At 68.8% G+C, this 13,140-nt stretch carries 13 protein-coding genes and 1 pseudogene; 5 read left to right on the forward strand and 9 right to left on the reverse strand.

Annotated elements, in window-relative coordinates; genetic code table 11:
* Positions 1–180 precede the first annotated feature (180 nt).
* Together FFI97_RS08850 and FFI97_RS33895 are read left to right on the forward strand one after the other, a co-directional pair.
* Positions 181–1,903, forward strand: a pseudogene (locus FFI97_RS08850) (glycoside hydrolase family 3 N-terminal domain-containing protein); the annotation flags it as partial.
* A gap of 108 nt (positions 1,904–2,011) precedes the next feature.
* Positions 2,012–2,323: a fibronectin type III-like domain-contianing protein gene (locus tag FFI97_RS33895; RefSeq protein WP_260685028.1), complete on the forward strand. Its 312-nt coding sequence runs from the start codon at positions 2,012–2,014 to the stop codon at positions 2,321–2,323.
* Positions 2,324–2,588: 265 nt separating this feature from the next.
* On the opposite strand, the gene FFI97_RS08855 is transcribed toward FFI97_RS33895, so the two are convergent.
* The 6 genes from FFI97_RS08855 to FFI97_RS08880 all read right to left on the reverse strand — a co-directional run bounded on the left by FFI97_RS08855 (position 2,589) and on the right by FFI97_RS08880 (position 9,407).
* Positions 2,589–4,004: a YadA family autotransporter adhesin gene (locus tag FFI97_RS08855; protein WP_139706732.1), complete on the reverse strand. Its 1,416-nt coding sequence runs from the start codon at positions 4,002–4,004 to the stop codon at positions 2,589–2,591.
* Positions 4,005–4,009: 5 nt separating this feature from the next.
* The gene (locus FFI97_RS08860; RefSeq protein ID WP_139706730.1) at positions 4,010–6,262 is read right to left on the reverse strand and encodes a phosphocholine-specific phospholipase C; all 2,253 of its coding nucleotides are present in this window, start codon (positions 6,260–6,262) and stop codon (positions 4,010–4,012) included.
* A 69-nt stretch (positions 6,263–6,331) separates the two neighbouring features.
* Positions 6,332–6,520: a hypothetical protein gene (locus FFI97_RS08865; protein ID WP_139706727.1), complete on the reverse strand. Its 189-nt coding sequence runs from the start codon at positions 6,518–6,520 to the stop codon at positions 6,332–6,334.
* Positions 6,521–6,667: 147 nt separating this feature from the next.
* Positions 6,668–7,666: a phosphonate ABC transporter, permease protein PhnE gene (gene phnE, locus FFI97_RS08870; RefSeq protein ID WP_139706725.1), complete on the reverse strand. Its 999-nt coding sequence runs from the start codon at positions 7,664–7,666 to the stop codon at positions 6,668–6,670.
* Positions 7,663–8,463, reverse strand: coding sequence for a phosphonate ABC transporter ATP-binding protein (gene phnC, locus FFI97_RS08875; protein ID WP_139706723.1), 801 nt, complete (start codon positions 8,461–8,463; stop codon positions 7,663–7,665). Before phnC ends, phnE begins: the two co-directional genes overlap by 4 nt.
* A gap of 8 nt (positions 8,464–8,471) precedes the next feature.
* Positions 8,472–9,407, reverse strand: coding sequence for a phosphate/phosphite/phosphonate ABC transporter substrate-binding protein (locus FFI97_RS08880; RefSeq protein ID WP_139706721.1), 936 nt, complete (start codon positions 9,405–9,407; stop codon positions 8,472–8,474).
* A 188-nt stretch (positions 9,408–9,595) separates the two neighbouring features.
* Here FFI97_RS08880 and FFI97_RS08885 point away from each other — a divergent pair, with 188 nt between their 5' ends.
* On the forward strand, positions 9,596–10,462 hold the full coding sequence (locus FFI97_RS08885; RefSeq protein ID WP_260684943.1) for an HAD-IIA family hydrolase: 867 nt from the start codon (positions 9,596–9,598) through the stop codon (positions 10,460–10,462).
* On the opposite strand, the gene FFI97_RS08890 is transcribed toward FFI97_RS08885, so the two are convergent.
* Positions 10,399–11,328, reverse strand: coding sequence for a MurR/RpiR family transcriptional regulator (locus FFI97_RS08890; RefSeq protein ID WP_223301301.1), 930 nt, complete (start codon positions 11,326–11,328; stop codon positions 10,399–10,401). The genes FFI97_RS08885 and FFI97_RS08890 overlap by 64 nt on opposite strands.
* A 134-nt stretch (positions 11,329–11,462) precedes the next feature.
* Here FFI97_RS08890 and FFI97_RS08895 point away from each other — a divergent pair, with 134 nt between their 5' ends.
* Both FFI97_RS08895 and FFI97_RS08900 read left to right on the forward strand, forming a co-directional pair.
* Positions 11,463–11,771, forward strand: coding sequence for a hypothetical protein (locus tag FFI97_RS08895; protein WP_139701699.1), 309 nt, complete (start codon positions 11,463–11,465; stop codon positions 11,769–11,771).
* On the forward strand, positions 11,768–12,121 hold the full coding sequence (locus FFI97_RS08900) for a VOC family protein (protein WP_070060357.1): 354 nt from the start codon (positions 11,768–11,770) through the stop codon (positions 12,119–12,121). The genes FFI97_RS08895 and FFI97_RS08900 overlap by 4 nt, the downstream gene beginning before the upstream one ends.
* Positions 12,122–12,212: 91 nt before the next feature.
* On the opposite strand, the gene FFI97_RS08905 is transcribed toward FFI97_RS08900, so the two are convergent.
* Together FFI97_RS08905 and FFI97_RS08910 are read right to left on the reverse strand one after the other, a co-directional pair.
* Positions 12,213–12,563 carry a hypothetical protein gene (locus FFI97_RS08905; RefSeq protein ID WP_056582144.1) on the reverse strand — a complete coding sequence of 117 codons (351 nt, stop codon included), beginning with the start codon at positions 12,561–12,563 and terminating at the stop codon, positions 12,213–12,215.
* Positions 12,564–12,794: 231 nt separating this feature from the next.
* A complete protein-coding gene (locus FFI97_RS08910) occupies positions 12,795–13,139 on the reverse strand; it encodes a zinc ribbon domain-containing protein (protein ID WP_139701700.1) in 345 nt (114 codons plus the stop codon).
* Position 13,140: the final 1 nt, after the last annotated feature.

Below are 13,140 nucleotides of genomic sequence, written 5' to 3' on the forward strand. Positions count from 1 at the left end.
CCCGCTGGCCGGGGGCGGCGGGCGTTGTCTGCAGAATAGGCGGCCATGCATGTTCGAAAAGCCGCCGTTCTCGCCCTCGTCCTGTCCGCCCTCTCCCTCCCCGCTGCCGCGGCGTCCATTCCCAAAGACCTGAAGCCCTCCGATGCGACCGAAGCCCGCATCGAATCGCTGATCGCGCGCATGACGCTGCAGGAAAAGGCCGGCCAGCTCAGCCTCTACGGCCCGGCCGACATCAACATCCCGAACAACCCGCAGGCCGGCTGGCGCAACGGGCAGCAAGAGACCGAGGACGTGCGCAACGGGCGCCTCACGGGCCTGTTCAACAACGCCGGCCTCGAAGGCAAGCGGCGGCTGCAGCAGGTGGCGGTGAGGGAGTCGCGGCTGGGCATTCCGCTGATCTTCGGCGCCGATGTGATCCACGGCTTTCGCACCATCTTCCCGATGCCGCTGGCCGAAGCCTCGAGCTGGGAGCCCGCGCTGGCCGAGCGCACCGCGCGCGCGGCGGCGGTCGAGGCCACTGCCGACGGCTTCCGCTGGACCTTCGCCCCCATGGTCGACATCGCGCGCGACGCGCGCTGGGGCCGCGGCCTCGAAGGCGTGGGCGAAGACCCGTACCTGGCGCGCCAGTTCGCGGCGGCGCGTGTGCGCGGCTTCCAGGGCAGCAACCTCGCGAACGCCGACTCGATGCTGGCCACGCCCAAGCACTTCGCGGCCTACGGCGCGGCCGAAGGCGGGCTCGACTACAACACGAGCGAAATCTCCGAGCGCACGCTGCGCGAGGTCTACCTGCCGCCGTTTCGCGCGGCGCTCGATGCGGGCGCGCTGTCGGTCATGAGCGCCTTCAACGAGATCGGCGGCGTGCCCTCGACCGCCAACCCCGCGCTGCTCACCGGCGTGCTGCGCGACGAATGGAAGTTCAAGGGCTTCGTGGTGTCCGACTACACGGCCGACGAAGAGCTCATCGAGCACGGCCATGCCGCCAACGGCCGCGAGGCCGCCAAGCTGGCCTTCATGGCCGGCACCGACGTGAGCATGCAAAGCGGCCTGTACATCCGCCACCTGCCCGACCTCGTGGCCTCGGGCGAGGTGCCGATGGCGCGGCTCGACGAGGCCGTGCGGCGCGTGCTGCGGGTCAAGCTCAAGCTCGGCCTCTTCGACGACCCGATGCGCGGCCTCGACGGCCCGCCGGCCGCGCAACGCGTGGAGAACCCCGAGTTCATCGCGCTGGCCCGCGAGAGCGCGCGCCGCTCCATCGTGATGCTGAAGAACGAGGGCCAGCTGCTGCCGCTCGCGAAAACCGGCCCGCAGAAGATCGCGCTGATCGGCCCCTTCGCCGAGGGCACGAAGGACCTGATGGGCTCCTGGAGCCTGTTCCCGGGCCAGTCCGCGCCCGTGGGCATCGACGAAGGCCTGCGTGCTGCGCTGGGCACCGAGACCTCGCGATTGACCGTCACGCGCGGCGCGAACGTCGAGTCGCCGCTGCCCGGCGGCATCGAGGCCGCCGTGGCCGCCGCGCGCGACGCCGACGTGGTGGTGCTGGCCATCGGCGAGCCAGAAGATGTCGGGCGAGTCGCGCTCGCGCAGCGACATCGGCCTGCCGCAAGCCCAGCAGGACCTGGCCGAAGCCGTGGCCGCCACGGGCAAACCGGTGGTCGTTCTGCTGAGCAACGGCCGCGCGATGGCGCTCCAGGGGGCCGTGCGCGATGCGCGCGCGATCCTCGTGACGTGGTTTCTCGGCGTGCAGACCGGCCACGCGATCGCCGACGTGGTGTTCGGCGACGCCAACCCCTCGGGCCGCCTGCCCGTGAGCTTTCCACAGACTGCTGGCCAGGTGCCCTACTACTACGCCCACAAGCGCACCGGCCGCCCCTCGCCCGAAAGCGCGCCGGGCACGGCCTTCAAGACCCGCTACCTGGACGCCACGAACGAGGCGCTGTACCCCTTCGGTTTCGGCATCGGCTATGCGCCGGTGCGCTACGACCAGGTCGAGCTGAGCACGGACCGCCTCGCCATGGGCCAGACGCTGCGTGTGCGCGCCACCGTCACGAACACGGGGACGCGCGAGGCGGAAGAAGTGGTGCAGCTGTACCTGGCGCAGCGCGCCGCGAGCGTGACGCGGCCGGTGCGCGAGCTAAAGAACTTCCGCAAGGTGCGGATTGCGCCGGGGGCTTCGGAGGTGGTCGAGTTCGCTGTCGTCAATGACGATCTGCAGTTTCTGGGGCGGGACATGAAGCCTGTTGTTGAACCGGGTGAGTTCGACTTGTGGGTTGCGCCTTCTGCGGCTGGCGGGATTCAGAAGCGCTTCGTTCTCACGCGGGAGTGAATTCTTCAGGGCGCGTGCACAGGCCACCGGGTACTTCCCTCCGCGAATGTCCCCCGCCTTCGGCTCCTCCTTGATTTCGCTGCGGGAAGCACCCAGTGTCCTGTGCACGGGAAGCGGCGGTGGTGTGCTGGCCGATCAACGACTGCACTGAGGACGATCACGTCGATGGGGTGCCTTGCGCAGCGAAATCAAGGGGGAGGCCGCAGGCCGGAGGACATTCGCGGAGCAAGGTACCCCGTCGGCGGGATCGTCGCCCTGAACAAGATCAGTCGAACACCCCGGTGAACGCCACCCGGCTCACCACGCCCGAACTGCTCGCACCCACCCCCAGCGTCACGCTGTAGCGCCCATCCTGCGAGGTCCGGCGGATCGATCCCCCCATCGCGCTTTCACTGCGGAAGTTGCCCAGCCCCACGGCGTAGCTGATCTTCCCCGGCACGACAGGCGCAGCCTCCATGGCGGCAACGCCTGCAATACCGGCATAGGCACGCCGCGCGTTCTCGTCCATCTGGCTTTGCAGTCGCGCAGCCGTGAAGTCGGTGTAGGCCTTGCCCAGCGGCAGGCCCTGCGCGGCGACGGTGTCGGTGTACGCGTTGGCCGCGCTCACGCCCTGCTGCACCATGCCCTGCACCTGGCCCACGTTGGTCGCGTCGTCGGGCGCGCTGCCGGGCGCCACGCCGGTGAGCTGGCGGTTGCCGAGCGCCACTTCGCCGGTCGACGACTGCAGCCCGCTCATGCCCACGGCCACGTAGTTCGACTGCGCGCCGCGCGTGGTCGTGCTGCCCGCGCCGAGCGCCACGCTGTTGGCGTGCGAGGCCGATGCGTTGCTGCCGAGGGCAATGGCATTGTCGGCGCTCGCGCGCGCGGCGCTGCCCAGCGAGATCGCCTGGTTCGCGTTCACGTACACGCCGGCGTCGGCGCCGATGGCGATGTTGCCGCTGCCCATGACGTTCTGGCCCGCGCCGCTGCCCTGCGCGATGTTGTGGCTGCCGACCACGCCCTGGCCTGCCGCCGCGCCCAGGGCCAGGTTCTGGTTGCCCTGCACGCCGCCGCCCGCGGCCTGGCCCATGGCCACGTTGTTGCTGCCCGCCACCTGCGCGCCGGCCATCTGGCCCGAGGCCTGGTTGCCCGAGCCGGTGACGCCGCTGCCCGCGCCCTGCCCCGTGGCCAGGTTGTTGCTGCCGGTCACGTTGCGACCCGCGTCGCCGCCGTAGGCCTGGTTGGCGTTGCCGGTCACGTTGCGCCCGGCGTTGCTGCCGTAGGCCTCGTTGCCGTTGCCCTTCACGTCGGTGCCGGCCCAGAAGCCGACGGCGTTGTTGTAGTCGCCGGTCACGTTCTGGCCCGCGCTGCGGCCCATCGACTGGTTCCAGCCGCCGACCACGTTGGTGCCCGCGTAGTAGCCGATGGCCTGGTTGGCGTTCTTGCCCGACACGCCGGTGCCGGCGCCCTCGCCGATGGCCAGGTTCCAGTTGGTGCTGACGTTGTTGCCCGCGCCCTTGCCGAAGGCCAGGTCGTTGCTGCCCGTGACGCCGGTGGTGCCGGCCTTGTCGCCGATGCCCAGGTTGCCCTTGGCCGGGTCCCAGGTGATCGGCTGGGCCGAGGCGATGCCCATGCCGGCCGCCGAGCCGAGGGCCACGGCCAGCCCGAGCAGGGTGTGCGTGCTGTTGGTCTTGCGCTTCATGACGCTCAGGCCTTCAGGTGCAGGGCCATGGCCGGATCGCTCACGCCGGGCTTGCCGGTCTCGACGCGGCCCGCGAAGCGGCGCTCGGTGTGCCCGGCGCTGACGGTGAAGTCGTACCAGTAGCCGCTCTTGTCCAGGCTCCAGTGCAGCATGCCGGTGGCGCCCGGCGCGACCTCGAGCGTCCAGGGGCCGTCGTTGCGGTACGCGTTGGCCGTCACCGTGACCTTGCCGGCCGCCTTGCCTGTGTTGTGCACCTTCAGGTAGACCTGCCCGTCGACCGGCTCGTAGCAGACCTGCACCTCGGGCTTGAAGCCGGCGGTGTCGAAGGCCAGTGCGTCGCCCTGGAAGCTGCGCACGTAGCCGTTGGTGCTGTACACCCACAGGTCGTACTTGCCGCTGTCGCTGGCACCGGTGTTCCAGTAGTCGGCGAGCTGCTTGCCGGCTTCGACCGTGTAGCGGCGCGGGATGCGGTCCAGGTGCAGCTTGTCATACACATGGAACACGGCGCCCTGCGTGCCGGAGTTCGCGAACACCAGCTGCACCAGGCCGCGCGACTCGACGCGTGCGCTGGTGTGCAGCTCGTAGGGCAATGCACGCGAGAAGCGCGTGCCGGTCTCCTGGTACAGCGGCTGCGGCGTGGCGGGGGCGTTTCTCACGGGGGCCGTGGGCAGCAGCCGCTGCGCCGCATTGATCGCGGGGAAGTTGCTCGTGTCGGGCAGCTTGGGAACGACGGGATCGTTCGGGCTCACGAAGTCGAAGCAGGTCGTGAGGTCGCCGCACACGGCGCGGTGCCACGGGCTGATCGCATCCACCGTGATGTCGAAGCGCTTCTCCAGGAAGCGCCCCACCGAGGTGTGGTCGAACACCTGCGAGTTCACCCAGCCGCCCTTGCTCCACGGCGACACCACGTACATCGGCACGCGCGAGCTCAGGCCCCAGGGGCGGATCTTGCCGGTGGTCGTGTTGTCGGCCGCGGCCAGGTAGCTGCCCACCGAGGCGTCGAAGTACTCGCCCTCCAGCGGCACGGTCGACTTGCCCATGAGCGTGCCGTTGGCGTCGTACGAGGGCACGGCCGGCATGGCCAGGTGGTCGAAGAAGCCGTCGTTCTCGTCGAAGGTCACGAACAGCGCGGTCTTGCTCCACACGGCCGGGTTGGACGTGAGCGCGTCCAGCACGTCGGCGATGAAGTCGGCGGCGCCGGCCGTGCCTTCGCTGCTGCCGGGGTGCTCGGCCAGCGCCTGCGTGGGCAGCACCCACGAGACGTCCGGCAATTTGCCCGTCATCACGTCCTGCTTGAGCTGGGCCAGGAAGTTGGTGGCGCCGTCGGCCGCTTCGGGGCCGCCCGTGAGGCCGTGCTCATAGATCGGCGAGCCCGGCTGCGCGGTGCGAAAGCTCTCGAAGGCCAGGCAGCCGTGCATGGCGCCCGTCCAGTTGTTGTTCATGTTCTGGTAGATGTGCCAGCTGACGCCCTTCTTCTGCAGCACGTCGGGCAGCGTGTCCCACTTGAAGGCGTTGTTGACGTACTTGTAGTTGTAGTCGCCCGTGATCGGGTCTTTCTGGCCGGAGCCGTCGGCCTCCTGCGGGCGGTTCGCCACCCAGTTGGACGGCTTGGGCCAGCAGCGCGAGTTCACAGGTTCGGAGTCGGTGTCGGTGCTGTTGATGCCCTTCTTGCGCAACTCCGGGTTGAAGTTGGAGCCCGACCAGAACACGATGCGGTTCGGGTCGGTGCCGGTGAGGATGGAGCAGTGGTAGCCGTCGCACACCGTGAAGGCATCGGCCAGCGCGAACTGGAACGGGATGTCCTCGCGCAGGTAGTAGCCCATCGTGGCCTGGTTCTTGAACTGGATCCAGCGGTCCATCTTTCCCTGGTTCCATGCGGCTTGCTGGTCGGGAAAGTTGTGCGGCGTGCCCGAGCCGATCAGCGCATTGGCAATCGTCGAATCGCGGCGAAACGGCGGAATCTCCGCGCCGCCGGCGGGGTTCGACTGGAAGTACACCGACTTGCCGTTGGCCAGCGGAATCGGAAAGCGGTCGCCGAAACCGCGCACGCCGCGCAGCGTGCCGAAGTAGTGGTCGAAGCTGCGGTTCTCCTGCATCAGGATCACGACGTGCTTGATGTCCTTGATGGTGCCGGTGTCGACGGCAGCCTCGACGGCGAGCGCCTTGCGGATCGTGGGCGGCAGCAGGGTGAGGGCCGAGGCCGCGCCGACGGCGCCGGCCGACTTGCGGAAGAAATCGCGACGGTTGGAGGGGTTCATGGGGTGTCTTTCAACGCGAGGACAAAAAGAGAAGAAATGGAAGGCGTGTGGATGAAGGCGGCGCACAGCTCAGGGCGCGCACTTCAGCGCCGGCGTCGGGCCGGGCTGCTCCGGCGTGGTGGTCGGGGGCGTGGGGCCGGTGGGCGGCAGCACCGGCAGGCCGCCGCCACCGCCCCCTCCGCCGCCGCATGCGACAAGGCTCAGGCACAGGAGAAAGCCCGCCGCAGCGAGGCCATACCGGGAAGAACGTGAGGTCATGAAGGTGTCCTTTTCTGGATCGAAGGGGCGTGGGAAGAAAAGCAAGGCGAAGCCGGGCCGTACAGGCCTCAAAGGGCTTGCACCGGAACGGGAAGAAACGGGGAGAACTCGGGTGCCCGAAGTGGGCGCAGGGGTGGGTGTCAGCGCTCAGGCATAGCGGCTGCGCAGCCGGGCTGCGACCCTGTCGAGCACGAGCACCGTGAGGAAGATCGCGATCAGGATCGTTCCGACGTGCGCGTAGTTGTACATGTCGTAGCGACCCTTCAGCTCCTGGCCGATGCCGCCCGCGCCCACCAGCCCGACCACGGTGGCCATGCGCACGTTGCGGTCGAGGATGTACAGCGTGTAGGCGATGAACTGCGGCATCACCTGCGGCAGCACCGCGAAGCGCATCACCTTGAGCTTGCTGGCGCCGATGGCACGCAGCGCCTCCTGCGGCTTGTCGTCGGCGGTCTCGATGTCTTCGGCGTAGAACTTGCCGAGGAAGCCCGCCGAATGCAGTGCGAGCGCGAGCACGCCGGCGATGGGACCGAAGCCGTAGGCCAGCACCAGGAACAGCGCACTCACCAGCTCGGGCACCGCGCGGAACATGCCGACCACGCCGCGCGCCAGCGTGTAGACAGCGCGGTTCGGCGTGTAGTTCTTCGCGCTGCACCAGGCCAGCGGCGCGCTCAGCACGATGGCCAGCAGCGTCGCCCAGATGGCGATCTCGAAGGTCTCCAGCATCTTCACCGCCACGTGCCAGAGGTAGCCGAAGGGCTCGACCAGCACCTCGCGCCGGTCGACCACCTCTTCCATCTGCAACGTCTGCGGGTTGAGCTTGGGCTGGCGCGATTCCTCCATCTCGACATGCGAAAACCACGGCAGCCGTTCGCGGTCGAAGCCCTCGATGCGCGACACCTCGGTGCGCTCCGACACCTGCGGCGGAAAGAGCGACCTGGCGATGGTGCCCAGGCCCGACAGCACCTGCGACTGCTCGCGCAGGCCGACGGCCGCGAGCACGCCCTCGCCCGTGAGCGACAGCATGCGGCCCATCTCCACGCGCTGGCCGGCGAAGAAGCCGACCACCACCACGAGCAACAGCACGGCGAGGCTGCGGGCGCCGAAGGGGCGCGGCAGGTCCCAGGCGGATGCGGGGCGGCTCATGGCACCAGCTCCAGCGCGCCGGCATGCAGCGGCAGCGGCGCTTCGGGCGCGGGCCGCGCGGGCGCCGGCGTGCGTCCGTAGACCGCGTCGAACACCTTCGGGTCGAAGGCCGCGGGCGCGCCGTCGAACACCACCGCGCCGTGGCGCAGCGCCACGATGCGATCGGCGAACTCGCAGGCCAGCTCGATCTGGTGCAGGCTGCACAGCACGGTGGTGCCACGCTCGCGCGCCTGCGTGCGCAGCAGCGACAGCACGTCGTGGCTGGTCTGCGGGTCGAGGCTGGCCACGGGCTCGTCGGCCAGCACCAGCGGCGGCTCGAGCATGAAGGCGCGCGCGATGCCCACGCGCTGCTGCTGCCCGCCCGAGAGCTCGCTCACGCGGCGCAGCAAATGCTGCTCCTGCAGCCCGACCGATTCGATCAGCGCGCAGGCCTTGGCACGCTGCGCATCGGTGAACAGGCCGAGCAGCGCGCGCCACGTCGGCACCGCGGGCAGCGCACCGGCCAGTACGTTGTCGGCCACCGTGGAACGCAGCACCAGGTTGAACTGCTGGTGGATCATGCCGATGCGCGGGCGGATGCGGGCCAGCGAGTGGGCGGCGATCTGCACGCCCTCGACCTGCACCGCGCCCTGCGTGGGTTTGACCAGCCCGTTGGCCATGCGCAGCAGCGTCGACTTGCCCGCGCCCGAGGCGCCCAGCACCACGCAGAACTGCCCCGCCGGCACCTGCAGCGACACGCCGTCGAGCGCGCGCGTGCCGTCGGCGTAGTGCATGGCGACCGATTCGAAATTCAGCATGGCGACGCTCAACGCTCGGCGGACTTGGCGAGGATGCGGCCCTTGAGCTCGTCGGTCAGCAGGCCGAGCTTTTCGGCGGCGACGTTGAACTCGGCTTCGGAGAACTTGGTGTCGTAGCCGTCGATCTTGCCGCCGCCGTAGCCGCGGATCATGTCGGGCGTGACGCCGGGGGCCTTGTTCACGGTCTGGAAGGCGTCTTTCAGCTTCGCCTTCAGCGGCTCGGGCAGCTTCGAATTGAGCGCCAGCGGCGGGTACGGAATGGCCATGCTGCGCGCCACCACCTTCACCGTCTTCGGGTCGACCACGCCCTGCTTCACCGCCTTCTCGTAGGAGTCGAACGAGAGCGAGGCCACGTCGACCTGGTCCTGCACCAGCGCGGCCAGGCTGCTGGCGTGACTGCCAGTCATGCGGATGGCGCCGAGGTCCCTGGCCGGGTCCATGCCGGCATCGAGCAGCATCGCGACCTGGAAGGTGAAGCTCGAGGCCGAGTTGACGTCGCCGAAGGCCACGCGCTTGCCCTTGAGGTCCTTGACCGAGGCGATGGGCGCGTTGGCCTTGGCGAACATGCCCGCGTAGTACACCGAGGCGCCCTTCTCCACGCCCACGGCCAACAACTGTGCGCAGCCGCGCTTGTTCGCCTGCACGTACGACACGGGGCCGAAGAAGGCGATGTCGGCGAGCTGGTTGCACATGCCCTCGACCACCGCGCCGTACGACTGGCCGACCTTGAGGTCGAAGTTCAGGCCGGTGCTGCGCGTGATGGCGTTGAACACCGGCGCGTAGTCGGCCTTGGTGCCCGACTCGGTGCCGCCGTCGGCCGGGATCAGCAGCACGCGCAGCGGCCGCTCACGCGAGCCGTCGGCCACCGATTGGGCCTGCGCCGCCAGCGGCAGCGCGGCAGTCAGCGAGAGGGCGGCGGCCGTAAGGGCCAGGAGCTTTTTCATGGTCGGTTCCTTCGTTTGGAAAGCGGTGGGCGTGCGGTTGCAACGCCCCGATGAAGAGAACTTTAGGAGCCGCAGATGACAGGGAAATGAAATAAGCTCATTTCAAAATTCAAATATCACTGAGCAATATTCAATAAAATCCGCCGCCACGGCCGAGCCCCTCAAGACGGCCCCACTCCCGGAGATCCATGAGCACGCATCACACGACAACAGGGACCATGAACGGCAGCGGCATCCAGGCGCTGGCGCAGGCCCGCCACCTGCTGGTTGACCTCGACGGCACGCTGGTGCGCCAGCAGGAGGCCATCGACGGCGCGGCCCGCTTGCTGGCGCACTTTCACGACCGCTACGCCATCGTGTCCAACAACTCCACGCACACGGCGCAGGGCCTGTCGGTGCGGCTGCGCAAGCTGGGCCTGCGCGTGCCGCCCGAGCGCATCGTGCTGGCCGGCGAACTCGCGGTGCGCCAGCTGGTGCAGCAGCATCCGCAGGCGCGCGTGCTGCTGGCCGCCAGCCCTGCCCTGCAGCGCTACGCGCGCGCGCAGGGCTGCCGGCTGGTGTCCGCGGAGGCCGAGGCCGACGTCGTGCTGCTCGCGCTCGACATGCACTTCAGCCACGCGCGCCTGTCGGTCATCGCGAACGCACTGCGCCGCGGCGCGAAGCTGATGGTGACCAATGCCGACGCCACGCACCCGGGCCCGCACGGCCGCGTGGTGCCCGAGACCGGCGCGCTGCTCGCGGCCGTGGTCGCGGCCAGCGGCGTGCAGCCGTGGTGCGTGGTCGGCAAGCCCGCGCCGCTGCTGTTCGAGGAAGGCCTGCGCCGCCTCGGCGCGCACGCCGAGCGCACGGTGGTGGTCGGCGACAACCCGCTGACCGACGGCGAAGGCGCCGCGCGGCTCGGCCTGGCCTGCGTGCTGGTGGGTGAGTCACCGGGGGCGGTGGCGCCCACGGTGGCCGGACTGCTCGCAGCGCCGGCGATGGAACCCGCGCCTCAGTACCGCTTGAGCGAGAGCACGTCGAAGGTCTGGCGCAGCGTGCGCACCGAGGTGTCGTAGTCCGACAGCGCCAGGCAGGCGATCAGCACGTCGATGATCGCCAGCTGCGCGAGCCGGCTCGTCATCGCCTCGGTGCGGAAGTTGGTTTCGCGCGCCATGGTGAACAGCAGCACGTCGGCAAAGGCCTGGATCGGCGACTTGCCGAAGTTGGTGATGCACACCGTGGCGGCGCCGGCTTCCTTCGCGAGGCGCGTGGCCGTCACCGTCTCGTGCGTGCTGCCCGAATGCGAAATCGTCAGCACCGCCGTCTTCGCATTCGTGAGCGAGGCGCTGATGGCCTGCACGTGCGAATCGACCACCACCTTGGCATTGAGGCCGATGCGCAGCATGCGGTAGTGCGCGTCCTCGGCGATGGTGGCCGAGCTGCCGATGCCGTAGATCTCGATGCGCTCGGCCTTGCGAAACAGCTGCACCGCGCGCTCCATCGCCTTGGCGTCGAGCATCGACTGCGTGTCGTGCAGCGTCTGCACGTTGCTCTGGAAGATCTTGCGGATCACCGCGTCGGCCTTGTCCTGCGGGTCGAGGTCTTCGTGGATGAACTGCACCGGCCGCACGATCTCCTGCGCCAACGCGATCTTGATCTGCTGGAAGCCCGTGGCGCCGAGGTTCTTGCACAGGCCGACGATGCTGCCTTCGCTCGAACCGGTGCGCTCGGCCACCTCGCTGACCGACATGTGGACCACCTCGCGCGGGTTCTTCACGATGAAGTCGGCGATGCGCTGGCCCACGGGGCCCAGCGAGGACCACAGGGTTTCGATGCGCGCCAGCACGGCCGACACCGGAACGTCGGATGCCTCGGCGGCGGGCGCCGCGGCAGCCTTGCCGCCGGTGGACTTGGACGTGCGGGGAGTGCTGTTGCGCTTCATGGGCCGCGAGCTTACCCGCCCTCGATGGCGGTTTCACGCACGCGGCTGGCCAGGCTCATGCGGGGTCTTCTATATTCGGCCGCTCCTCATTCGGAATTGGCTGCCTTGTGGTGCCCCCCGCCCCCTCATCTCTCATGACCACCGCCCTCCCCATCGACCGCCGGCTGCAACTCATCTCCGACACCCAGGTCGAAATCTACTGGTTCGCATCGAACGGATTCCTTCGCGCGGTGCTGGGCACGCACGATGGCCCGCAGTGCGCGCCGTCGTTTCGCTACCGGGTGCTTTCTGGCGACAGCATCGAGCTGATCGGCGCCGACGGCATCATCGACACGTGGACCCGCATCCGCATCGAAGGTGACCTGCTCCATGCCGAATCCGGCGGCAAGCCCAAGGCCTTCCGCATCGCACCCGAAGCCCTCGAAGAGAGTTCCAAACAATGAAAGTCAAACGACTGGTCGCCAACTTCGCGACGCAGGATGTGGCACGCGCACAGGTCTTCTACGCCGACGTGCTCGGCCTCGATCTGCTGATGGACCACGGATGGATACGCACCTACGGTTCGCAGGCCGAGATGAGCGTGCAGGTCAGCTTTGCGTCTGAAGGCGGCTCGGGCACGCCGGTGCCCGACCTTTCCATCGAAGTCGACGATGTCGACACGGCGCTTGCGCGCATGCGGGCTGCCGGCTTTGCCATCGAATACGGCCCGGTCGACGAACCCTGGGGTGTGCGCCGTTTCTATGTCCGCGATCCGTTCGGGAAGCTCGTCAACGTCCTTGCGCACGCCGCCTGACGCGCGACGTCCCAACGAAAAAACGGGCCCCAAGGGCCCGTTCGTTCTTCAAGCAGCCGATGCAGGCACCGGCTTGCCGCAGCGACCTGGCTTACAGGCCAGCCTGGCGCGTGAACGACACGCTGGGCTTCTTGTACGCAGCCGGCACTTCGTCGCGGTAGAACGCGCGGCGATCGAGGCTGGCGAGCGGGTCGTGGGCCTTGGCGACGGCTTCAGCGCGGATCGTCGAGCGGTCGGCGGTCGAGGTGAAGGTCTGTGCGCCGGCGGTGGCGCCGTCGCTGTACTCGTTGCCGGCACGGGCGGCGGCCACGGCTTGCGACGCGACTTCCGAACGCGAGAGGGTCGAGTTCACGGTGTGCACGCCGTCATAGGTTTCGGCGTGGGCACCGGCAACAGCCAGGAGCGAGAGCGCAACGGCGGCGAGGGTCTTCGAGGCATTCATTTCAATCTCCTTCAGGTGGTGTGTCGATGGGATGAAGTTTGAACCTGAAGCGCCCCAAAAAACGTCAGCAAAAGGAATCGCGGCGTTCACGGGATTGAAACAATCGCGCGCCGCTCGCGCATGCGATGCGGCGGCCGGAACCCTTTCCTCCAGAGGGAACGCACGAGAAAGTTCTCGCTTCCGGCATTCCTTGCATGCGCCTAGCGCATGCAAGGAATGCACGCCGAACCCTCAGTGCGAGATCATCCAGGGCCGCCGCGACGGGGCCGATTTCGCCCCGTTCGGCGCGGTCTGCGTGGCACTGCGCCGCGACGATCCCGAGCAGCAACCGCAGCCCGAGGGATGCCGCAGCCGCGCATAGTCGCGCGAGCTCGCGGGCTCGTGGCGCGCGCGTTCGTTGGTGGCCATCGCATGGCGCGTGTCGGCGGCCATCAGCGCCAGGCGCGGCGCGGCGGTGAACACGCGCGGCGAAGCCGTGCCGCAATCGGGGCAGGCGGCGGGCTCGTCGCGCTGGCCCGAAGGCCGCAGCGATTCGAAGCCGCCGCACTGCCCGCAGGCGTAGTCGTAGGTCGGCATG

The organism is Variovorax sp. KBS0712 (assembly GCF_006323185.2).
Lineage (GTDB): Bacteria > Pseudomonadota > Gammaproteobacteria > Burkholderiales > Burkholderiaceae_C > Variovorax > Variovorax boronicumulans.

Excerpts from the sequence above, each read along its gene's own strand:
- FFI97_RS33895 (WP_260685028.1), top strand. The coding sequence starts at position 2,012 with ATGGGCCAGACGCTGCGTGTGCGCGCCACCGTCACGAACACGGGGACG.
- FFI97_RS08855 (WP_139706732.1), bottom strand. The coding sequence starts at position 4,004 with ATGAAGCGCAAGACCAACAGCACGCACACCCTGCTCGGGCTGGCCGTG.
- FFI97_RS08860 (WP_139706730.1), bottom strand. The coding sequence starts at position 6,262 with ATGAACCCCTCCAACCGTCGCGATTTCTTCCGCAAGTCGGCCGGCGCC.
- FFI97_RS08865 (WP_139706727.1), bottom strand. The coding sequence starts at position 6,520 with ATGACCTCACGTTCTTCCCGGTATGGCCTCGCTGCGGCGGGCTTTCTC.
- phnE (WP_139706725.1), bottom strand. The coding sequence starts at position 7,666 with ATGAGCCGCCCCGCATCCGCCTGGGACCTGCCGCGCCCCTTCGGCGCC.
- phnC (WP_139706723.1), bottom strand. The coding sequence starts at position 8,463 with ATGCTGAATTTCGAATCGGTCGCCATGCACTACGCCGACGGCACGCGC.
- FFI97_RS08880 (WP_139706721.1), bottom strand. The coding sequence starts at position 9,407 with ATGAAAAAGCTCCTGGCCCTTACGGCCGCCGCCCTCTCGCTGACTGCC.
- FFI97_RS08885 (WP_260684943.1), top strand. The coding sequence starts at position 9,596 with ATGAGCACGCATCACACGACAACAGGGACCATGAACGGCAGCGGCATC.
- FFI97_RS08890 (WP_223301301.1), bottom strand. The coding sequence starts at position 11,328 with ATGAAGCGCAACAGCACTCCCCGCACGTCCAAGTCCACCGGCGGCAAG.
- FFI97_RS08895 (WP_139701699.1), top strand. The coding sequence starts at position 11,463 with ATGACCACCGCCCTCCCCATCGACCGCCGGCTGCAACTCATCTCCGAC.
- FFI97_RS08900 (WP_070060357.1), top strand. The coding sequence starts at position 11,768 with ATGAAAGTCAAACGACTGGTCGCCAACTTCGCGACGCAGGATGTGGCA.
- FFI97_RS08905 (WP_056582144.1), bottom strand. The coding sequence starts at position 12,563 with ATGAATGCCTCGAAGACCCTCGCCGCCGTTGCGCTCTCGCTCCTGGCT.
- FFI97_RS08910 (WP_139701700.1), bottom strand. The coding sequence starts at position 13,139 with ATGCCGACCTACGACTACGCCTGCGGGCAGTGCGGCGGCTTCGAATCG.